This is a genomic window from Streptomyces sp. NPDC008001 (assembly GCF_042958085.1).
Taxonomy (GTDB): domain Bacteria; phylum Actinomycetota; class Actinomycetes; order Streptomycetales; family Streptomycetaceae; genus Streptomyces.
The window spans coordinates 47,922-67,491 of the sequence record NZ_JBIBIZ010000015.1 but is presented as its reverse complement, the minus strand read 5'-3'; the positions used below and the strand labels follow the sequence as shown (position 1 = coordinate 67,491).

At 68.5% G+C, this 19,570-nt stretch carries 14 protein-coding genes, 2 pseudogenes and 1 CRISPR repeat array; of the genes and pseudogenes, 8 read left to right on the top strand and 8 right to left on the bottom strand.

Going from position 1 to position 19,570, the window contains the following annotated elements; genetic code table 11:
* Nucleotides 1-106 precede the first annotated feature (106 nt).
* Entirely contained in the window at nucleotides 107-952 is an 846-nt protein-coding gene (locus ACFZCD_RS32155; RefSeq protein WP_391836593.1) for an alpha/beta hydrolase, read from the bottom strand.
* A 92-nt stretch (nucleotides 953-1,044) separates the two neighbouring features.
* On the opposite strand from ACFZCD_RS32155, the gene ACFZCD_RS32150 reads away from it, so the two are divergent.
* The gene (locus ACFZCD_RS32150) at nucleotides 1,045-2,013 is read left to right on the top strand and encodes a LysR family transcriptional regulator (protein WP_391836592.1); all 969 of its coding nucleotides are present in this window, start codon (nucleotides 1,045-1,047) and stop codon (nucleotides 2,011-2,013) included.
* 65 nt (nucleotides 2,014-2,078) lie between these two features.
* Here the strand turns inward: ACFZCD_RS32150 and ACFZCD_RS32145 are convergent.
* Nucleotides 2,079-3,075: pseudogene (locus tag ACFZCD_RS32145) on the bottom strand (DUF4158 domain-containing protein); the annotation flags it as partial.
* Between the two features lie 250 nt (nucleotides 3,076-3,325).
* Between ACFZCD_RS32145 and ACFZCD_RS32140 the strand changes: the two are divergent.
* Nucleotides 3,326-4,081 (top strand): dienelactone hydrolase family protein, encoded by a 756-nt coding sequence (locus ACFZCD_RS32140; protein WP_391836591.1) that lies wholly within the window; start codon nucleotides 3,326-3,328, stop codon nucleotides 4,079-4,081.
* A gap of 455 nt (nucleotides 4,082-4,536) precedes the next feature.
* Nucleotides 4,537-4,848 carry an EthD family reductase gene (locus ACFZCD_RS32135; RefSeq protein ID WP_391836590.1) on the top strand — a complete coding sequence of 104 codons (312 nt, stop codon included), beginning with the start codon at nucleotides 4,537-4,539 and terminating at the stop codon, nucleotides 4,846-4,848.
* 464 nt (nucleotides 4,849-5,312) lie between these two features.
* On the opposite strand, the gene ACFZCD_RS32130 is transcribed toward ACFZCD_RS32135, so the two are convergent.
* Nucleotides 5,313-7,943, bottom strand: coding sequence for a fibronectin type III domain-containing protein (locus ACFZCD_RS32130; protein ID WP_391836589.1), 2,631 nt, complete (start codon nucleotides 7,941-7,943; stop codon nucleotides 5,313-5,315).
* Between the two features lie 247 nt (nucleotides 7,944-8,190).
* Here ACFZCD_RS32130 and ACFZCD_RS32125 point away from each other — a divergent pair, with 247 nt between their 5' ends.
* Nucleotides 8,191-8,670, top strand: a complete 480-nt coding sequence (locus ACFZCD_RS32125; protein ID WP_391836588.1) for a transposase — start codon at nucleotides 8,191-8,193, stop codon at nucleotides 8,668-8,670.
* A gap of 301 nt (nucleotides 8,671-8,971) precedes the next feature.
* Here ACFZCD_RS32125 and ACFZCD_RS32120 read toward each other — a convergent pair whose 3' ends face one another.
* Nucleotides 8,972-9,580: a TetR/AcrR family transcriptional regulator gene (locus ACFZCD_RS32120; RefSeq protein ID WP_391836587.1), complete on the bottom strand. Its 609-nt coding sequence runs from the start codon at nucleotides 9,578-9,580 to the stop codon at nucleotides 8,972-8,974.
* A 110-nt stretch (nucleotides 9,581-9,690) separates the two neighbouring features.
* On the opposite strand from ACFZCD_RS32120, the gene ACFZCD_RS32115 reads away from it, so the two are divergent.
* Nucleotides 9,691-10,995, top strand: a complete 1,305-nt coding sequence (locus ACFZCD_RS32115; protein ID WP_391836586.1) for an alpha/beta hydrolase — start codon at nucleotides 9,691-9,693, stop codon at nucleotides 10,993-10,995.
* Nucleotides 10,996-11,123: 128 nt separating this feature from the next.
* Here the strand turns inward: ACFZCD_RS32115 and ACFZCD_RS32110 are convergent, their stop codons facing one another.
* From ACFZCD_RS32110 to ACFZCD_RS32100, 3 genes and pseudogenes are all read right to left on the bottom strand, one after another.
* Complete coding sequence (locus ACFZCD_RS32110) at nucleotides 11,124-11,273, bottom strand: hypothetical protein (RefSeq protein ID WP_391836594.1); 150 nt, start codon at nucleotides 11,271-11,273, stop codon at nucleotides 11,124-11,126.
* Nucleotides 11,274-11,386: 113 nt separating this feature from the next.
* Nucleotides 11,387-11,500: pseudogene (locus tag ACFZCD_RS32105) on the bottom strand (IS5/IS1182 family transposase); the annotation flags it as partial.
* Between the two features lie 311 nt (nucleotides 11,501-11,811).
* On the bottom strand, nucleotides 11,812-12,249 hold the full coding sequence (locus ACFZCD_RS32100) for a nuclear transport factor 2 family protein (protein ID WP_391836585.1): 438 nt from the start codon (nucleotides 12,247-12,249) through the stop codon (nucleotides 11,812-11,814).
* Nucleotides 12,250-12,324: 75 nt separating this feature from the next.
* Here ACFZCD_RS32100 and ACFZCD_RS32095 point away from each other — a divergent pair, with 75 nt between their 5' ends.
* Nucleotides 12,325-13,191, top strand: a complete 867-nt coding sequence (locus ACFZCD_RS32095) for a helix-turn-helix domain-containing protein (protein ID WP_391836584.1) — start codon at nucleotides 12,325-12,327, stop codon at nucleotides 13,189-13,191.
* Nucleotides 13,192-14,666: 1,475 nt separating this feature from the next.
* Here ACFZCD_RS32095 and ACFZCD_RS32090 read toward each other — a convergent pair.
* Nucleotides 14,667-15,598 (bottom strand): IS5 family transposase gene (locus ACFZCD_RS32090; protein WP_391836583.1). Its coding sequence is split into 2 segments (ribosomal slippage): nucleotides 14,667-15,206 and nucleotides 15,209-15,598, totalling 930 coding nucleotides; the frame shifts between segments, so codons are not numbered across the junction.
* A 494-nt stretch (nucleotides 15,599-16,092) separates the two neighbouring features.
* Here ACFZCD_RS32090 and ACFZCD_RS32085 point away from each other — a divergent pair.
* Nucleotides 16,093-16,665, top strand: a complete 573-nt coding sequence (locus ACFZCD_RS32085) for a hypothetical protein (protein WP_391836582.1) — start codon at nucleotides 16,093-16,095, stop codon at nucleotides 16,663-16,665.
* A 181-nt stretch (nucleotides 16,666-16,846) separates the two neighbouring features.
* A protein-coding gene (locus tag ACFZCD_RS32080; RefSeq protein WP_391836581.1) for an IS5 family transposase occupies nucleotides 16,847-17,655 on the top strand; the annotation gives its coding sequence in 2 pieces (ribosomal slippage) (nucleotides 16,847-17,194 and nucleotides 17,197-17,655; 807 coding nt in all).
* Nucleotides 17,656-18,016: 361 nt separating this feature from the next.
* A CRISPR array of direct repeats spans nucleotides 18,017-18,356; the repeat unit is 29 nt; unit sequence GTGCTCTCCGCGCAGGCGGAGGTGAACCG.
* Between the last annotated feature and the right edge of the window lie 1,214 nt (nucleotides 18,357-19,570).

The window sequence follows — 19,570 nt, the reverse complement described above, 5'->3', positions numbered from 1 at the left end:
CAACACCTACTCGCGACCTGGATCGCTACCTGCCCGACCTGCCACCAGCCCACACCCTGGCAGCCCTACGACACCACCTAACAAAGCACTACTAGGCGTCCGCTGCTCACGGCAGCAGCGCCGCGGCGAGCTCATGGGGCCGGGCGGCGAACGGGCTGTGGCTGCCCGGGAGAGTGCGCACGGTGAACGGGTTGCCGGGCATGGTCCGGTCGGCTTCCGCGATCATCAGATCCTGCACGGCCGTCGGCAGTGCCCGGTCGTCCGCGCAGCGCAGGAAGGTCCGCGGGATACGCCCCCACCGGCCCGGGGTCACGATGACCGGGGTGGTGAGGATCGCCAGAGGCAGATCGGTGCTCAGTGCCGAGCGCCAGCGGTCGAAGCGGTCCAGGGGGGTGTCGTGGTAGTGAGTCTGCCGCAGTTCCTCGATGTAGGCGGGGTCCTGCGAGAGCGGGTTGATCCGCACGGCGCCCAGTTCCCCGGGGTCGCCGAGGTTCAGACTCTGGCCCCGTGCCGTGGCGTTCTCGGTCGAGCCGATGTAGTCGGAGAACCGGGGCCGTCCGGCGGGTACGAAGGCTGAGAGGTAGACGATCTCGTCGACGAGTTCGGGTGCGCGCTCGGCGGCAAGTGACGCGGGGCCGCCGCCCGCGCTGTGCGCGACGAGCACGACACGACGGTGGTGGCGGGCCTGGCGCAACGTGTCCAGCACGGCCTGGGCGTTGTCGTCCATCGTCACGGTGGCGAGCGCGGACTTCTCCGTCAGCAGGCCCGGCTGGCCCGGCTGGAGGTATCCGCTGGGCAGTGGCGCGTCGAAGCCGTGCCCCGGCAGGTCGATGGCGATGCTCGCGGCACCGAGTGCGGCGAGTGCGCGCTGCGTCGCCGCCCATTGCCCGGAGCCGTGCCAGGCCCCGTGCACGAAGACGAAGACGGTGTCTGTGGAGGAAAAAGCAGTCATGACCGCATTCCACGCGACCCGACCCCGAGCATCCATCAAAAGATCTGACAAGCTGGCGTGCGATACATGTGAGATATGAATCGGAGGCTGAGATGGAGGCGCGGCACCTGCGATACGCACTGACCCTCGCCGAGCACGCACACTTCGGCCGGGCGGCCGGTGCGCTGGGCATCGCACAGCCTCCGCTGTCCAAGCAGATCGCCGACCTCGAACGAGAAGTGGGCGCCCGCTTGTTCGACCGCACCCGCCAGGGGGTGTTCCCGACAGCTGCGGGTGCGGCCTTCCTCCTCCGGGCCCGCAGGGCGCTCGACGAGATCACGGCGGCCTCGGTCGACGCGGCCAGGGCAGCGCGCGGCGAGACGGGACGGCTGCGCCTGGGGTTCATCGCCTCGGCACTGCTTGAACCCCTGCCGGACGTCCTCGGCCGGTTCGGCCGCGAACGGCCCGACGTGCGGCTGGAACTGCACGAGATGGCGACCAACCGCAGCACGGCCGCGCTCGTCGCCGGCGAACTTGACGTGGCGATCGGCCTCGGCCGTCCACGAGGAGTCGGGGCCGAGCAGTTGGTATCGGTCCCGATCGGACAGGACCACCTGGTCGCGGTCGTGAGCAGCAAGCATCCGTACGCGGGGCAGTCGTCGGTGGACGTGGACCAGTTGCGGCGGCAGCCGCTGATCGTGGCGCCGGCTGAGGACGAGCCTGCCGTTGTCACCGGCTTGCGGACCCTGCTGGGTAAGGACTCCCCGGCGCTCTCCGGCGCGACCGTCGCGAGGGACATCCACACCATCATCGGCCTCGCCGCCTGTGGGGTGGGCGTCGGACTGGGGCCCTCTCGCATGCTGACGGCCCCACGCCGGGGCACGTGGTTCTGCGAGGTGACCCCGCACACACCTCTGCCCGATATGGTCCTGTCCTTCCACGCCCGGGACCGCTCCCCGGCACTGAACGCCTTCCTCGGCATCATCCGCCAGAACTGCCCCGCGGTCGGGGCCGCGCTCGACCACCGGCTCGGCCCACTCGGACCACAAGAAGAAGGCGACGGCGCCTCGACTCCCACCTGACTTTCCCTCGCCGGACGAGTGGGAGGAGTTCACTTCCGTTCCTGTGCTTCGGCACCGGGCTACGCCGCGCCCTGGGGCAGCTTGGCGCCTGAGAACACCGCACGGCGCCACATCGCGGACACCAGATCGGCGTCGACCTCAAGGGGCAGCAGCGGCCGGTCCCTGACCCGCCGACGCGAGAGCGCGGGCAGGCGGCGCACCGCCTTGAGGATGCGCCGTCCGGCGGGGGCCGCGTCCAGCGCCTCCGATTCACCCGGCAAGGACAGGAACGGGCGCACGGGGCTGCAGCGCAGGCCGAGCTTCTCGCGCATCGCCGCCTCGGCGGACTCGTCCTCCGGCACCAAGGCCTTCACCGTCGCCACGCCCACGGCCACCGCCGTGCGCGGCACGGCCTCCTCCACCGCCGCCCACAGTGCGGCGACGTCCAGGTCCGCGTCGTGCTCGGCGACCAGGTCCAGCTCCTGGGTGAGGATCTTCGACGCCTTCGCCAGGATGCGCACCGCCTTCTCCAACTGCGGCAGCTTCGCCAACTGCTCCCGCTCCGAGCCCGGCCGCGCGGGGCTGATCAGCCGGTTCACCATCAGCACCGCGAACAGGTCCAGCGCGTCGTCGGCCGCCTGCGCCTCCAGCTGGCGCACCACCGCCGTCAGCAGCTCCGACACGCGTTTGCCCTCCGGCACCGCCAGCAGCTCCGCCAGCGTCGGCGCGAGCGCGGGATCGGTGCGCGGCGTGGGACACCGCCTCGTACAGGCGCCGCTCGGCCGCCGTACGGGCCTCCCGCACCTGCCGCGCGAGAGCCGACACCCCGGGCAGCAGCACCCGGCTCTTCCGCAGCCACGTCACCGCGTGGTTGAACAGAGCCACCGGCTCCTCGGCGTGCGTCCACGCCCGCCCGTACAGGAACCCGCGGAACTACCGCCCCCACCGCCGGTCGGTGAAGTCGCGGTACTTCAACCGCTCTTGGATCTCCTCCGCGTGCTCGTACGGCGTCCTGCGCCGCTCGGGGTACCGCTTCACGCACGAGGCATCCTTGATGCCGAGCTGCCCGTCCAGGTACTCCACGAAACTGAAGGTTGTTCACCGCGAACCCACGGGTGGATCTCCTGATTCTGGCGGTTGGGCCCGCGGGTTCGTGGTCAACCCGCTGGGCCGGACTAGGTGTGTGACCGAGATATGCGCCAGAGGGGCAACGGGATGGTCTTGAAGGCCTGAGCGCCGGGCTCGTCCCGTATTTCAGAGGGGCACCCGTGCTGTTCTGCCAGCGGCAGAACACCCGCCCGACCGGGCTCGACGATCACTACAGTCCAGTCTCATGACGACGATCACAACGCGCACGGTCGAGTACCCGGCCGACGGTCTGACGATGATCGGGCACCTCGCACTTCCGGCCGGAGTCGACCGCCAGCCCGCAGTGCTGCTCGGGCCGGAGGGCATGGGGCTCAGCGACGTCGAGCGCCGCCGGGCCGATGCTCTCGCCGAGCTGGGATACGTAGTGCTGGCCTTCGACCTTCACGGCGGACGCTATTTGGGTGACCCCGAGGAGATGCTGGCCCGTTGCGTGCCGCTGCTCGCCAACCCCGACCGGATGCGGGGCATCGGTCATGCGGCGCTCGACGTGTTGCGCGCCGAACCGCGGACCGACCCTGACCGGATCGCCGCCGTCGGCTACGGCACCGGGGGCGCCGTCGGGCTGGAACTCGGGCGCGACGGCGTCAACCTGCGCGCGATCGGGACAGTCAACGCACTGACCACGGGCCGACCGGGCGAGGCGGCGCGTATTCGCTGCCCGGTGTGGGCCGGGGTCGGGTCGGAAGACCCGATCATGCCACCCGCGCAACGGAACGCTTTCACCGCCGAGATGCAGGCGGCAGGCGTCGACTGGCGCCTCGTGGTCTACGGCGGCGCCTTGCACGCCTTCCACCACCCGCCGGTCGACCACGCCGTGGTCCCCGGCGTCGGCTACCACCCACGGCACGCGCAGCGAGCCTGGCGCGACATCGTCGACCTGCTCGCCGAGTGCCTGCCCGTGACGGAGGATCTGGTCAGTCGAAGCCCGGCCACCCGCTGACCAGCGCTTACCGGTCACTACGGCACATTTCTGGCGTGTTCCGGTCCCATACCTTCCTTCAACGCCGCAGGACGTCGGCGATGCGCGCCCTGCCCAAGATCAGGGCCTCCACGCAACCTTCGGGAGCGACGAGGGGGTTGCCGACCCACTTGGCGGAGCTCGCGCACGTCGCAAGCCCGCGGATGAGTCGCCGCCGTGATCAGGCCAACGACGGAAGGTAACCTCGGTTCCCCCGACGGGCCGGATATCGATGTTCCATAGGTGATTCCCCGGCAGCGATGCGGCGGACGAGATCGGCTTCGATCTCTTGCGCGCTGCGCGGAATCGGCACCCTTACAGCCTGCGCCTTCCTTGATCAGGATCTACTTGCACCCATTACACCCATTGCACCCATTCCACTCGTGGCCTTGGGATCTGCAGGTGTTACGATCTCTCGCCACTGGACGGAGATTGTCATGCACAAGCTCGTGGTTCTGTATCCGAAGCCCGCCGATCCCGATCATTTCCGCGACTACTACGTGACCAACCACCTTCCACTGGTCACGCGCCTGCCCGGCCTGCTCGCCTGGCGCTACAGCTTCGACGTGGCGGCGACGCAGGGGGAGACGCCGTACTTCGCGGTCTTCGAAGCCGAGTTCGCTGACGCCGGGGCTATGACCGCTGCCCGGGCGTCGCCGCAAGGCCAACAGGTGACCGCCGATGTCGCCAACTACGCCACCGGCGGCGCGGTCGTCATCCACTATCCGGTCCCTGACGAAACCGGCTGACTTCACGCGACCGGATGCAAGCCGCCCTTCGCATCGGGTGCCACGCCATCGCCAGCCCGCCTACGCACGAGGAACCGTCGAGCGAGTCGGGCCGGACGGCAGGACACGACGAATCCCCCGGTGCCAACGAGGCGCCGGGGGATTCGTGTGTGGTGCGGGGGTCAACGGCCGGTCATGCGTGCCCGGCGGGCGGCCGGCTTGTCGCGGCGCTTGACGGCGGCGGCGTAACCCATGCGATCAGCCGCGCGCCACGTCCAGACCACGTTCGGGACGGTGACCAGCGTCTAGCCGGTCATGATGGCCAGCATCACAGCAGCGACGCGCCCGCCGCGGCCTCTGCCTCGCAACTCTCGGGTAGCCCGAAGCCTCTGGGACGAGACGTTCATTCCGGAGCGGCATCTCGGGCGTCTCGGATGTGTGCCACGCCGAGTGAGGAGGCGGCGAGGCGTTCACCCACCGCCCCCTCACTGGAATGCCGGCCCCTGCTCCCCGGCCAACCCGGCCGGTGCGCGCGGAGCCCGGATCAGGGCGGAGAGCGGTGCGCCCTTCTTCGCGTCTGTCGGGACCGGCGTCGAGGCTTTGGCCGACGGACGTGGTGCGATCACGCAGTTGGATTTGCCGGATTCCGCTTCGCCGTTGATGGCGGTGACGCAGAATTCGTAGTTCCAGACGCCGGGGAAGAGGTAGGCGATGCCCCGGCTGGTTTCGTTGACGATGGTCTCGTCGGCCTTGGATGCGCTGCCGTCGTTGACGTTACGGACCCAGATGCGGTAGCCGGCGGCCTGGTCGGAGCCGTTCCATGACAGCTGGACGGTGGTGGCGTCGGTGGAGGTGACCTTCAGGCCGGTGGGTGCCGGCGGTGTGCCGCCCCCGACGGTGACGGACCGGGCGACGCCCGGCATGCCGCCGCCGGCGGCGTTCCAGGTGACGACCGCGACGAGGTGGCGGTGGCCGGGCTTCAGTCCGTCGATGTGTGCCGACTTGCCCCTGACAGCGACGCTGTTGATGAAGGCGCCGGGGGTGTCCCGGTCCCAGGTGATGATCTCGTACCGGTCGATCGTGTCGGTGTACGGGCCGGTCGCCGCGTCCCAGGACACGTCGACACCGGTGGCGGTGGCCCGGGTGACGATTCCCTTGGGGGCCGCGGCGGTTTTGGGGTGGGCGACGTCAGTGAGCGTTTCGGACCACCCGGACTTTCCGTCCTCGCCGTTGTCGGTACGGACCTGATATTCCCATTCCCAGCCGTCGAGGGTCCAGGTGGTGTCGAAGCGGGCCGCTTTGACCGGTGTCTCGGTCCAGGTGCCGGTGCCCTTGATCCGGTGCCGGACGGTGTATCCACGGGCGCCGAAGACCGGCTTCCAGTTCAGGGTGATTCCGCTCGGGCCGGAGTCGATCCAGATCGTGCCCGGCGCGAGCGTCGGCCGGTCCGGGAAGTGCGAGGGGATGTCGATGGGCCCGCTGCCGAGACCGTAGCTGTTGTGCAGGGTGCGCACGTATGCCTGGGCGATCTGGTACTCGCCTATGGCGTTGGGGTGCAGCCCGTCGTAGGCGACGGGGCAGCTCCCCCTGCCGCAACTGTAGTTGCCGGCCCAGTCGACCAGGGCCACGCGGGACTTGCCGGTGTTCCACGACGGGACTGCTTCCGCGAGCATGCTGTTGTACTTCGTGGTGTTGACGGGCAGGTCGTCCCGGCCACCGATGAACGTCCGCTGGGGAACGTTGGCCACGGCGAAGTCGAGGTCCGGTTTGACGGAGCGGGCCTGGTCGACCAGCGTCCGCATGCTGTCCAGCGTGCCTTCCGGGCCGCTGACGAACCAGCCCATGTCATTGAAGCCGAGCCCGACCAGGAGCAGGTCGGGCTGGTACTTCGTCACCTGCTCGGCGATCAGCTTTTTGTCCTGCGCCGCCTGCCGGCCCCAGACCGAGAAGTGGTCGGGGTCGAAGTCCTTCGACACCCCTGCGGCATACGCGCCGGAGGTGACGGGAGCGTTCTGGTCCTGTGGCGGGGCTTCCCCCTGCAACCGCGGCACGGGCGGGGGCTTGGGAGAGTCCTGAGGACGGGTTCCCTGGTACGGGCCGACGAAATCGACGTCGATCTTCTCCTTCTTGAACCATTCCCACAGGCGGTAACGCCAGGTCCAGTCACCTTCGTAGCCCTGGCTCATCGAATCGCCCACCACCATCACCTTCAGTGGCACCTTGGACTGTCCGACACCGCGGGACAGGCGTTGCAGGGACGCGTACAGATTCGGTCCCATGCCCTCAAGTGTGTCGGCCATGAACTTCAGGACGTTCCCCATGGCGCCAAGCTTGGCCACGAAACCGCGCAGGCTCTGCTGGGCGTTCGCGATGACGGAGGTGCTGCCCGAGGCGGCCCATTCCACTAGCTTCCCGCCCATGGCGCCGCTGACCCCGCCCCACATTGCGACGGCCAGGGCCTCTGCCCACACATCGGCGTCGCCCAGCGAACGGTTGTCGAAGGAGGCGTTCATCAGCTCGCCGACGAGCGACCCCAGCGCCCCGCTCACGGCCCCGCACACCGGAGCCGCCGCGGGTGCCCCCACGTTGAACGCCAGCAGGCACACGGCTCCGGAGACGATGGTGACGCCAAGGGCGACACCACCCGCGATCCACTTCTGCCAATAGTTCGCTGTGGTACCGACCTCTGCCGTGTCCACCACGAGCACCAGGCTGTCTTCGATGGGGTACACCCGCCCGTCGAAGCCGGGGCCTCCGGTCGCCGGCGGCGAGATGCCCACACTGTGCTCGCGGAACCGCTTGTCCAGTGACGCACTCAGGGTCAGGCCCGCGCTCTTGTCGGCGCGAATGGAGTCGACCCAGTTCGTCATGGTCTGCTCCAGCCCCTGCCGGCCTTCGGCGGGCACATGGAAGTCGAGCGCCATGACCAGGTCATCGTCGTTCTTCGCCAGCGGCCGAAGGTTGCCGGAGTCGCCGGCACACCCCATCCGGAGCGTCACGGGCGCGCCCTGCTCGATGGCGAACGACGTGGCATGCGCGCCACACCCGGCCGCGGACGCCGCGGTGCGTCCTTGCCCCAAAGCGGTCTCCGCGGACCCGACCACCAGCAACGCCATCGACAGGACGAACGCGATGAGGCAATCACGCCGTAGTTGTCGTCGCCCGCCGGGTCTCTTCTTCACTCTGCCTGAGTTGGGCATACCGCCCCTCATTTCTCGTCAACAGGGGCCTGGGCGCCGGCGTAAACGCAGGCGCCCAGGTGGGAGTTGTGTCACTCCGCACCCGCCTGGGGGACGAAGGACACCAATTGGGTGATCATGACGCAGGGTCAGGAGGCGTACAAGGGGCACATTGTCCTGCTGAATGGTTCGAAGGGTTGACGATGAGTTGTGGTCGGGGGTCGAGCCGTTGCTGCCGGACCCGCCTGCCGGGCGTCGGCGCCCCGGCCGCAAGTCGGTGCTGGAGGACCGGGAGGGGCTGTACGGCATCCTGTTCGTCCTCTACATGGGCATCCCGTGGGAATGGCTTCTGCAGGATCGCGCGGTAGAAGCGCAAGATCGTCGCAAGGTCACCGGTGGCCAGGACGTGTTCAGCCTGGGTGGTGGCCCAGCGCCACACCGCCTGCCCCGCTCTCGGCCACGTGGCCGGAAGCGGATTGTTGTCGCTGGGCAGGGGAAGCGCTTTCCCAGCGTGGGGCTACCGCTGCCGATGCAGGTAGGCGCGGTTCGCGCGAGAACCGGACTCCTTGTCGCACGGACCTTGTCCAGCCTGGCGCGTAATCGGTCCGGCCCGATTCAGGGCACGCGCAGCGGAAGCGGCGAAGCCGGCGGGTGCGGCCAGTGATGCAGGCTTTCCCAAAGCCTGTCGCACAATGGCCGGGCGGCCTGTGGCGTGCCGGTTCTACTCAGGAGTGTGAGCTCGCTCGTTCTACGCTGAATGCGGGTAGAGCAGCGCATATTGCCTCATTGACCATGGTCTGATCCGGGCCACCTCCGGCTTGTGCAACAGGCTTGGATCCGTTTCATGATGCTGACGGCAGTGTCCGCACCTGTCGCACTGCATTGCTCCGACGGGCATTCATCCGCCATGGCGGCGAGGAAGGCGAGCAGGGCCGCGCCGCGGCCGGCTGGGCCGTGCTTCCCGGTCAGTCGGCGTGTCGGAGGCTGCGGAATACCTCGGGGGTGGTCCAGCCGCGCAGTGTCGCGGGCATCGTCGACCGGAAGGTGGCTTCGGCCCGGGCGGCGTCGAGGGCTCCGGCCAGTTCGAGAGTGACCAGCCCGTGGAGGGTTACCCAGATCGAGAGGGCGATGAGCGTCGCGTCGCCGGCGAGGACGGACTTCGCCAAGGCGCGGTCGATCGCCGTGAGGAGCGGCCCAATGGGGTCGCTGGTGCCGACTGGGCCCGATGGGTCGAAGGATTGCACTCCGCCGAACAGCACTGTGTAGAGGTGGCTGTTGTCGCGTCCCCATCGACGGTATGCGGCGGCCAAGGCGTAGAGGTCGGCAAGGGGGTCTTCGGAGGTCGGCACTGCCGACACTTCCCGGAAGAGGCCGACGACGGCTCGGTTGCGTACCTCGCCGATCAGCCCGTTCTTGCCGCCGAACAAGGAGTACACGGCCGTTGTCGACGTCCCGGCGGCGGTGGCCAGGGCGCGCAGTGTGACCGACTCCTGGGGGCGCGTGGCGAGCATCTCTGTTGCGCACGCCACGAGCCGCTCCTTGACGGTCTCGTCGTTCGTTCTCGGTCTGCCCATGACGACCAGCTTAGTTCCTCTGATAACGTCGTTTTATAACGCTGTTCCGAAACAGCGTCCTGAAACTGTGGGGGATCCTTGTGCCGCCGTCCGTGATGCGTGTTGTCCGCTTGGCCCGTCGCCTGCTGCTCGCCCTGGCCGGCATCGTGGTGCTGGTCGTCCTTTTCCTGGCGCTCATCGTCCTCACGGACGGGGCGCGCGCGGGGCTCCTTGCGTGGTTGACAACCCTGGTCGTCGCGACCGCCGCCGCACTGTGGCTTGGCCGGAGCCGAACCTGGCCGTCCCGGCTCGTGCCTTTGCTGCCGGTTCTCGTCGCGGCGGCACTGACCGCGTCGGTGTGCATCCCGACCGCGCCCGCGGCCCGGCGGTACCCGCCCGACCTGCCGTTCGTGGCCACACAGCACTGGAAACTGGCCACAGGCAGCCGGATCGCGGTGTACCACTACCCGCCCGCGACCACCGGCACCCGACACCACGTTCCGTTCGTGTACCTCCACGGCGGACCCATCCGCAGCATCTCGCTCCTGGACCACCGGTTCCTGCAGCTCCTGGCGCGACAGGGCTACGACGTCTACGCCTACGAGCAGGCCGGCGGAGGACGAAGCGACCTGCTTCCCATGGGCCAGTACACGATTTCCCGGTCGGTCGGCGATCTCGCCGCTTTCGTCGATCGCCTGGGCAAGGGCAAGGTCGACATCCTCGGGTTCTCCGGAGGCGGCGTCGTGCTCACGCAAGCCCTCGCCACCCCGCGCGTTGCCGCACGTCTGCACCGGGCGATCATCGCCGAGCCCGGCCCCATGGACGGCCCCACCGCACACATCACCGGGCACAAGGGCCGAGCATCCGCGCGCGGCCTCGCGCCGGCCACGAAGGGAGCGCGGTCGACACACACTCCCCGGTACGCAGTCGCATTCGGCCTCATGCGACTCGGGCTCCTCACCCCCGACACCGGGCTGATCGGACAGGCGGAGGGCGTCAACACGTTCACCGCCGCCGATCTCGGCAGCGACACCGCATCCGCCTACTGCGCGCGCGACGCGCACCGCATCCCTGTCGAGGACACGGAAGACAACTTCTCCTTCAGCGCCGCCGCCAGCCTCCGCGTCCAGGAAACGATCAAGAACTCACCCTCCATCGCCCCGCCCCTGAGTCACTCCCGGACCCCCGCGATGCTGATGGTCGCCGAGTGCTCCTCTCAGGTCCGTCAATGGGCGACCGCCGTCCTCGCCAACGATCCCGCCATCCAGCGCACGCAGTACATGCCCGGAGTCGGACACCACATGTGGAACGGCCTCGACGACAACAACACCCAGGCCGTCGCCGTCATCAGCGCATTCCTTCAAGACATGCCGGCACCGTTGCCGAACTGCCCCACCCGCGGCGAGATCCCCGCCTTCCTGCGCGACCACAAGTGACGACGGCCTACAGCCCACCCCCAGTTCGGCAGACAAGTAGAAGCCACACCCGGCACCCCTGGGCACTGAGACCCTACGAATGGCCTGAGCTACACCAAAGAAGGTAGGGAACAAGTAGCTCTGTGCAGTCAGAGTGACGCCCGTTCAGAGAGGGCGAGGCGAGGTCCGGGGACTTCGCCGGCCTGGAGGACGGTGAAGTCGGCGTGCACTTGTTCGGCGGCTTCGGGGTATGCCTCGCGTTTGGCGTGGCCGGCGAGCGCCCGGTCGATGCTGGCCACCGTGGGGTTCTGTCCCTTGCGCTTACCGGTGGGATGATCAGGTCGGGCGGGATCTGTTCGACGGACTCGCCGTTCGCCCTCCGGCAGAGCATGGTGTGGAGCATGTCGTCGTCCAGGCCGGCGTCATCCAGATGGTGCAGGACCGCCTCGAGCAGCCGTCCCCACACCCCGGCCCGCCACCAGATCAGGAACCTGCGGTGAGCGGTGGACTTCGATATCCCGAAGCACGACAGCGCGCCGGGCGCGCCCACGAGGACGTGCGGCGACAGCTCCCTGTGCTCATCGCCGTGTTCCACCGCCACGAGGAATGCCGCACATGCTCGCAGTGCGGGACGGGCAAGCCGGTACCCGCTGAGTTGGTGCAGCGCTGCCATGGACGCTCCGTCCGCTGACGATCAGCCCCTGATCGGGGAGATGCCTGGCCGTCAGTGATCCCTCAGCGTTGTGGTCGTCGATGGTGAGCGGCGTGCTGGACGTGCGCCAGGAGCGCCGACGCAGGTTCAGTGGCCCAGGTCTGTTGTCCGTCGGGCTGACCGGTTCACGGCCGGATCGGGGATGACTGCTGCGGAACTTCGCCCAGGATCATGCGGAGACCGCGGGCTGTGTCCACGTACTCCCGGACCCGGTGGATCAGCCCGTCCCGGAGTTCGAAGACGAAGCAGTAGTCGTTGCTGTAGTGCTTGCCGTCGGCGAGCGTCGCCGTCAGGGTGGACTCCACTACCGCCCCCTCGCCGTCGGCATGGAAGCTGTGGAACGTGACGGTGACGTCACGCGCGAACAAGCGGGGGAAGTCCTGGGCGAAGAAGTGCACGATCGCCTTCCTGCCCACCATGTGGTGGGTTGCCCCGAGCGCGACGGCGACGGCGTTCCCCGGGGGCGACAGCCATTCGGCGTCCTCGGTGAGGACCGCAGAGATCCGTTCCGGGTCGTAACTGGCAAGCGCCTGAAAGGCGTTATCGATGATGATGCGGTTCATGAACCCACTGTCGCCGCCAGTGCGCGCCGGTGTCTTGGACAAATGTTCCGCCCGATCTCCTCATAACATGGGGAGATGCGATCCTCCGTGCGCGAGCGTGAGACGGTGGCCAGGTGGGACGTCGCGAGACCGTCATTGCCCAGCCGGACAGCCGGCGTCAGCCTGGCCGGATTCCGCGACTCCAGCGTGGGCCCGGTCGACGTGCCGCTGGTCCCGCACCCGGCCGTCACGCTGGTTGTGGAGTTCGGCGACGGCCTGTTCGTCGTGGGCGACGCCACCGGCCGGCAGCAGCGCGGAAGTCTCGTCGCCGGGCTGGCACCCGGTGCGGTTCGCATGCGGGGTGAAAACGTCACGTGCGTGGAGGTGCGCCTTTCCCCAGTGGTCGCTTACGCCGTGCTGGGCGTCTGCCCGGCGGAGCTGGGCCGCACCGTGGTCGCCCTCGATGACCTGTGGGGCCGGGACCTGTCACGGATCCGGGAGCAACTGGCCGACGCCGCGTCGTGGGAGGACCGTTTCGCGTTGACGGACTCCTTGCTCGCCCGCCACCGGGAGACGGGGCCGCTGGTGGACCCGGAGGTGGCCCGGGTCTGGGACCGGATCGTCATCAGCCGAGGCCGGGTCAGGATCGAGGATCTGGCGGACGAGGTCGGGTGGAGCCGCAGGCTCCTGTGGTCCCGTTTCCGGTCGCAGATCGGACTTCCTCCCAAGCGCGCTGCGACGCTGGTCCGTTTCAGACATGCCGCCCACCGCTTGGCCGCAGGCGACAACGCCGTCCGGGTCGCGGCGGAATGCGGTTACGTCGACCAGTCCCATCTGCACCGGGAAGTTATGGCCTTCACCGGAATGACTCCGGCGACGCTGGCCGGTGACCCGGGGCCGGCGGTGGACGACATCGCGTGGGCGGAACCAGTCACGCACCTCGGCGGCACGAGAAACACATAGGGATGCAGGGATGGTCGTGCGGATGGTCCGGCAGACGTGCGGAGTTGAAGCGAGGTAAAGACCTCGCGGTGTTGGCAGCGCGGAGAGACGGCGATGGAAGCACAGCACTCGCCTGCTCGAGACCACCACCCCGCGGGCTCGTCCCGGCAGGGACCGATGCACAACACCCAACGTCAGATCCGCTGCCCGCACCACCGAGCGCACCGCGGCCCGGCCCTCGTCCCGGACCTCCAGCTGCGGACGTCAGCAAAATGGCAGAACCTGAAGCCCGGCGTGCCGGCCCCCACCACCACACCGAGCCATCGGGCCTGAGATCGGCGACAGCGGCGCCGTCCAGCGGGGCCGGGCCATGGAGGGCAGGCCGCCGCTGCTTGCAGCAGGCGCTATGTGCCCCGGGGGCCAGGGCGCGCAGGTCGTTGCCGTCGCTGACAACTTTGCCACCGGCGTCGCTTCACCCAACGCGGAACGCTGCAGCCACCTGACCGCTGCCACCCGGGCCGACGACGGGACGCTGCGCCCGGAGCGGCCTGACGGTCATGACCTCGCCGACCGGCTGGTGATGGAGCAGGTAGGCGGCGAGATCGCGGAGGGCTACTGCAGGCGGCCCTCCTCCGATTCCCCGGCGTCAGGGGGGAGCCGGCGTTGCGGGTGTAGTTCACGATCACGCAGTCGTCGAGCCTGTTCCAGCTACTTTGGGCAGGGTACGAACCGGTATTGGAGCGGCCTGCACTCTTCCCTCCTCGACCACTGTCGCCGGTCGGGCATCCGGAAGCACGCCCCCGTTTCCGCCGGTCCCGCCGCTGCCGGCGGTGTTCGATCCGTCTGTGCCGCATCTTCCGCTGAAGCCCGGATGGAAGCTGGCGTTGGTGCCCCTGCACGGGCGCATGCGACCACCCTTTCCTGAGACGCCACCTTGGCCGCTGCGCCAGTTTCCGGGTGCTTTACCCCGCCTCCTCCATGGCCGCCTTCGGTGCTCACCAGGGGGTCCTTGCCGCGTGCGGGAACTGGCAAGGGGAGCCCGCGCGCCCTCCGTCGGGCCGACGGCCGTTCAGCCGCCGCTGAACGGTCCTCCAGACGTCGAAGGAGACGAGAGAAGCTGGACAGCGAGTCCGCTCGCGCGATGGGGTTGGGCAGAAACCGGTCCACCACGTTGCTGATGGCCACCGCCCTCTTGGCCGGGGGCCTGCTGACAAGCGGCGTCGCGGCCTCTCCGCCGGCCGAGGCCAAAGCCCAGCCTCCTAAGGAGGTCAAGTTCAAGAACTCCATCCTCTTCCCGGCGTCGAACAAGTATCTGCACTGGAAGACGGTCACCGTCTCTTTATGGGGCGATGGCGGAGGCGGCGGTGACGGCGGCGATGGGGGCGGAGGCGGTGGCGGAGGCGGCGGTGGGGGAGGTGGCGGCGGAGACGACGGCAGCTTCATCCAGTGCCGCATCACCCTCAACCCCAATGACCGGCTAGGCACTGTTTCTCGGATCATGTCCGGAGCCAGATGGCGAGGGCTGCGAGGGTGACGGTGCCGAGGTAGATGTAGGCGCGTTTCTCGTAGCGGGTAGCGACGGCGCGGAAGCCTTTGAGGCGGTTGATAGCGCGTTCGACGGTGTTGCGTTTCCTGTAACGCTCGCGGTCGAAACCGGTGGGCCGGCCGCCTCGGGATCCTCGGTTCTGCCGGTGTCTGCGCTGGTCGAGACGTTCGGGGATGGTGTGCCGGATTCCGCGTCGTCGCAGGTAGCGGCGGTTCCTCCGGGACGTGTAGGCCTTATCCGCCGGGACGTGGTCGGGCCGGGTGCGGGGCCGTCCGGCTCCTGCTCGCGGCACGCGGATCTGCTCCAGCACGCGCTCGAGCTGGGGGCCGTCACCGTAGTGTCCGGGTGTCAGCGCCAGGGTGAGGGGCCGGCATCGTCCGTCCGCGGCGAGGTGGATCTTGGTGGTGAATCCTCCGCGGGAACGTCCCAGACACTCGCCGATCTGACCACCTCCTCCAGCCGGAGGGCCAGTTTCCGCAGCACCGGATCGACCTGGTTCGTCCCCCGGCCGGCCCCTTTTTGAGGAGCCGCGGCCACCGGCGTCTTCCTCGCGCCGCCGGCGTGCTGGTGAGCCCGCACCGCTGTCGAATCCACCGACACGTCCCAGTCAATGCGACCCGCGGCATCCTCGGCTGCCTGAATCCGGGAGAGCAGCATCTTCCACGTTCCATCTGCCGACCAGCGGCGATGTCGTTTATAGACCGTTTCCCACGGCCCGAACCGCTCCGGCAGGTCCCGCCACTGCACACCAGTCCTCACCCGGTAGAGAACCCCGTTGATCACCCGACGGTGATCGCTCCACCGGCCCCCACGCGCACCACCAGGAGGTAAGAACGACTCCAGCCGATCCCACTCCGCATTCGTCAGATCCCCACGGCCCATACGACCACCCTGACCCCAACACCCCACTCATGTCAGGAGATCCGAGAAACAGCGCCTAGTGGCGATTCCCCGTCGGCTCGGCGACCGATTCCCCGTTGACCAGCACGCCGACACCCCGATCGGCCGTATCGACTTCCACACCTTCGGAGGGTACTTGTCCTCCCCACTCACCGCTGCAGCGATTACTCCCTTCGTCTTCAACCCAACAACCCCGGACCAGATCGCCTGAAGCTTTCGGCGGTGGGCGCCTTAACGACCCTGCGCCGCGACAACCGCGCCAAAGCGGTCCACATGCGGCGTACGTTGCGGGCGAAGCTCGCGGCGGAGGTCGACGAGCAGCTGCCGGGCCTCGGCGAGGACGCGCGTCGCCGTGGCATTGAGGATCGCCTTCGCGAACTGCCGCTGCCGAAGCGACCGACTTCGTGCGCCGCTGCGTTGAGGCCCTTGAGCGGGAGGCCCACCAGGCGGCCGCGCGGGACGAGGCCGAAGCGTAAGTGACCGCCGAGCGGGAGCGTGCGGCGGCCACGGAGACGGTCCGGCAGGCTCTGCCCTACGAGGATGCCGGCCAGGTGCAGGTGGCGGGGCTGTGCGAGGCATGCGGCTACCGGCGCCAGACCGAGGCCCTGATCGAGCAGGCCTGCCTGCTCGCGACGGCCTTCTCGGTGGGCCTGGAGGGCGCGGCCGACGTCGCCGCCGCCCGCGAGGAGTTCCTGCGGATGATGGACCCGGCCGACCTGGCCGCCGACCCGGCGGCGGCCCAGACCGCGCTCGCCTTTGGAGCCCTGCAGACCGTCCAGCAGGTAGCACCCCGCCGCCGCGCCCTGGCGATGCTGGGCTGCACCGGGGAAGCCGAGGACGAGGCGCGCTGGGGCTATGCGACCGAGCAGGGCCGCCGCTGGTTCTCGGCGAACCCGACCGGCACGGACGCGGTTGCCGCCGCGACGAACGCCGCCGAGGCCGCGCCGGCCCGTACGGCCGAGCACCTGCTGACCGCCTGGGTGGAGCAGCTGCGCGAGCAGGCTGCGGACCGCGTCGAGGAGGCTGTGCTGCACCGTGGCGGCGGCTGACCACGTTCGTCGCTACGCGCCGTATCTGTCCAGCCCTCCCGACACGTCGCGCGACGTGGTCATACATGCTGTTGCCAGGCCTCTGGTCGGCTCCGGACGTCAACTACCGCCATGCTATGGAAAGACAACCTTATAGTTAGACGCCATTTCAGTTGGCGTGATCTTGCGACAGTCTGGGGTGATGACTGCTGCGCTTGTCGAACGGATGGCGCCGGAAGATCTGTGGGAGCTGTTCCAGCGGGTGGTACCGCCGGCACCAGAACGCCCGCAGGGCGGAGGAGCTCGCCGGAGAGGGAACCGTGAGGTGCTGGCCGCGATCATCTTCGTGGCCACCTCGGGATGTACCTGGAACCAGCTGCCACCAGGCTTCGGGCTGTCGGGAGTGACTGCCTTCCGCCGGTTCACCGAATGGACCGGGGTCAGGGTATGGGGCAAGCTTCACCGCCTGGTCCTGGACGAACTCGGTTCCCGCGGCGAGCTGGACTGGTCGCGATGCGCGATCGACTCCGTCAGCGTCCGGGCCCTCAAAGGGGGCAGCTGACGGGACCGAACCCGACCGACCGTGGCAAAGCCGGATCGAAAATCCATCTCATCGTTGACCGCCGCGGTCTGCCCCTGTCGATCGGCATCTCCGCTGCGAACCTCCACGACAGCCAGGCCCTCGTCCCACTGGTCCGAGGCATCCCACCGATCCGCTCACGTCACGGCCCCCGACGCCGCCGGCCCGGAAAGCTGCACGGAGACAAGGGCTACGACTGCCAGCACCTACGACGGTGGCTGTCCTCCCGCGGCATCCGACACCGCATCGCCCGCAAGGGCATCGAGTCCTCCCAACGACTGGGCCGGCACCGCTGGGTCGTGGAACGAACCGTCTCCTGGCTGTCCGGCTGCCGACGCCTCCACCGCCGCTACGAGCGAAAGCCGGAACACTTCCTCGCCTCCACTGCCATCGCCGCGACACTCCTATGCCACCGCAAGCTCACCAACTGAAATGGCCTCTTATGAACGCCAGTTATTGCTCCTTGTCTCAAGAAAAAGCAAAGTGTCCTCAACGTTGCAGGTCGCAAAGATCCTCTCCGCGGGAGCGGAGGTGAGCCGTCCGAGGGCGGCGACAAGACCCGGGCTCCCCTGTCCTCTCCGTGCGAGCGGAGGTGAACCCTGCAACGAAACGTCGGGTTGTGAGTGGGTCCGTGCGCGCGCAAGTGGCCTCTTGGATAGCGTGATCGCAGTACAGGCTGCGGGCCGCCGACCAGTCGACTTCGACGGACTCACCCTCATCACGTTTGGCTCTGCGCCTGAGAAAGAAGGCCATGAAATGGCAAAGCCCTTCTAACGGCCCAGGTCGCGAAGGGTGCTCTCCGCGCAGGCGGAGGTGAACCGCCAGGGTGCGCCCACAGGCCGTCAGAAAGATGGTGCTCTCCGCGCAGGCGGAGGTGAACCGATCATGTGGAACCATGCCTCAAAGGGAACAACGTGCTCTCCGCGCAGGCGGAGGTGAACCGGCGGCAGGGAAAGACCCCGAGCCCGCTGCCGCGTGCTCTCCGCGCAGGCGGAGGTGAACCGAGACCAACGACCGGGCCCATGTCGATGCCGTCGTGCTCTCCGCGCAGGCGGAGGTGAACCGGCGCGCACGGGGTCATTGGCCTCCTTGTACTCGTGCTCTCGGCGCAGGCGCAGGCGGAGGTGAGCTGGCTGGCCGGGATTGGGCTAACTTCGTGGCCGCGTATTCTCCGGGCCAGCGAAGGTGAACCAGTGTCCACATCAAGAGGGTCGATCGTTGTCGGTGATGACCAACAGCCATTGCTTCTTGCCTCAAGAAAAAGCAAAGCCCCCGAAACGCCGCAGGCCGCGAAGGGTCCTCTCCGCGCGAGCGGAGGTGAGCCGGTAACCCTCTCCGCGCCAACTGGCCTGAAATAGTCCTCTCCGCGCGAGTGGAGGTGAGCCGGCGGAAAAGGCCGCGCTCAAGGCCATGGCGGGGTCCTCTCCGTGCAAGCGGAGGTGAGCCGCCGCCTGCGCTGACGTTGCTGTAGACCTCGGTGTCCTCTCCGTGCGAGCGGAGGTGAGCCGAGGACCGCGCCGAACACGATCAGCCAGGCGAGGTCCTCTCCGTGCGAGCGGAGGTGAACCCTGCAACGAAACCTCGGGTTGTGAGTAGGTCCGTGCGCGCGCAAGTGGCCTCGCGGATAGCGTGTTCGCAGTACAGGCTGCGGGCCGCCGACCAGTCGACTTTGACGGACTCACCCTCATCACGTTTGGCTCTGCGCCTGAGAAAGAAGGCCATGAAATGGCAAAGCCCTTCTAACGACCCAGACTGCGAAGGGTGCTCTCCGCGCAGGCGGAGGTGAGCCGGTTTCCGCTTTCTCCGGGGCCCGCGCGGGGTCGTGCTCTCCGCGCAGGCGGAGGTGAGCCTCCGACAAGCAGCCCTGCTCCTTGTGGCCAGGTCCTCTCCGCGCGAGCAGAGGTGAGCCGGAGGGCGACAGCCTCTGGTCCATCGCCGAGGAGTCCTCTCCGCGCGAGCAGAGGTGAGCCGGCGGAGGTCATCCGGGAACTGCTGGTGATGCTGTCCTCTCGGCGCGAGCGGAGGTGAGCCGGTCTCAAGGGCTGGAGTGAATTACGCGGACATGTCCACTCCGCGCGAGCGGAGGTGAGCCGCTCAGCCCCGCGCCGCCGGCGTCAACGGCCTGTCCTCTCCGTGCGAGCGGAGGTGAGCCGTGCGGAAGCGCCGCGGGGCGGTCGAGGAGGCAGTCCTCTCCGTGCGAGCGGAGGTGAGCCATCGTACGCGGCATCCTCGTCGTACTGGGCGACGTGCTCTCCGCGCATGCGGAGGTGAGCCGGCATGGCGGGCATTATCGACGCTTTCCTGTCGGTGCTCTCCGCGCAGGCGGAGGTGAGCCGTGCACTGTCG

Bases quoted from the DNA above. Each gene is read 5' to 3' on its own strand.
- ACFZCD_RS32155 (WP_391836593.1), bottom strand. From the start codon at position 952: ATGACTGCTTTTTCCTCCACAGACACCGTCTTCGTCTTCGTGCACGGG.
- ACFZCD_RS32150 (WP_391836592.1), top strand. From the start codon at position 1,045: ATGGAGGCGCGGCACCTGCGATACGCACTGACCCTCGCCGAGCACGCA.
- ACFZCD_RS32140 (WP_391836591.1), top strand. From the start codon at position 3,326: ATGACGACGATCACAACGCGCACGGTCGAGTACCCGGCCGACGGTCTG.
- ACFZCD_RS32135 (WP_391836590.1), top strand. From the start codon at position 4,537: ATGCACAAGCTCGTGGTTCTGTATCCGAAGCCCGCCGATCCCGATCAT.
- ACFZCD_RS32130 (WP_391836589.1), bottom strand. From the start codon at position 7,943: ATGGCGTTGCTGGTGGTCGGGTCCGCGGAGACCGCTTTGGGGCAAGGA.
- ACFZCD_RS32125 (WP_391836588.1), top strand. From the start codon at position 8,191: ATGGTTCGAAGGGTTGACGATGAGTTGTGGTCGGGGGTCGAGCCGTTG.
- ACFZCD_RS32120 (WP_391836587.1), bottom strand. From the start codon at position 9,580: ATGGGCAGACCGAGAACGAACGACGAGACCGTCAAGGAGCGGCTCGTG.
- ACFZCD_RS32100 (WP_391836585.1), bottom strand. From the start codon at position 12,249: ATGAACCGCATCATCATCGATAACGCCTTTCAGGCGCTTGCCAGTTAC.
- ACFZCD_RS32095 (WP_391836584.1), top strand. From the start codon at position 12,325: ATGCGATCCTCCGTGCGCGAGCGTGAGACGGTGGCCAGGTGGGACGTC.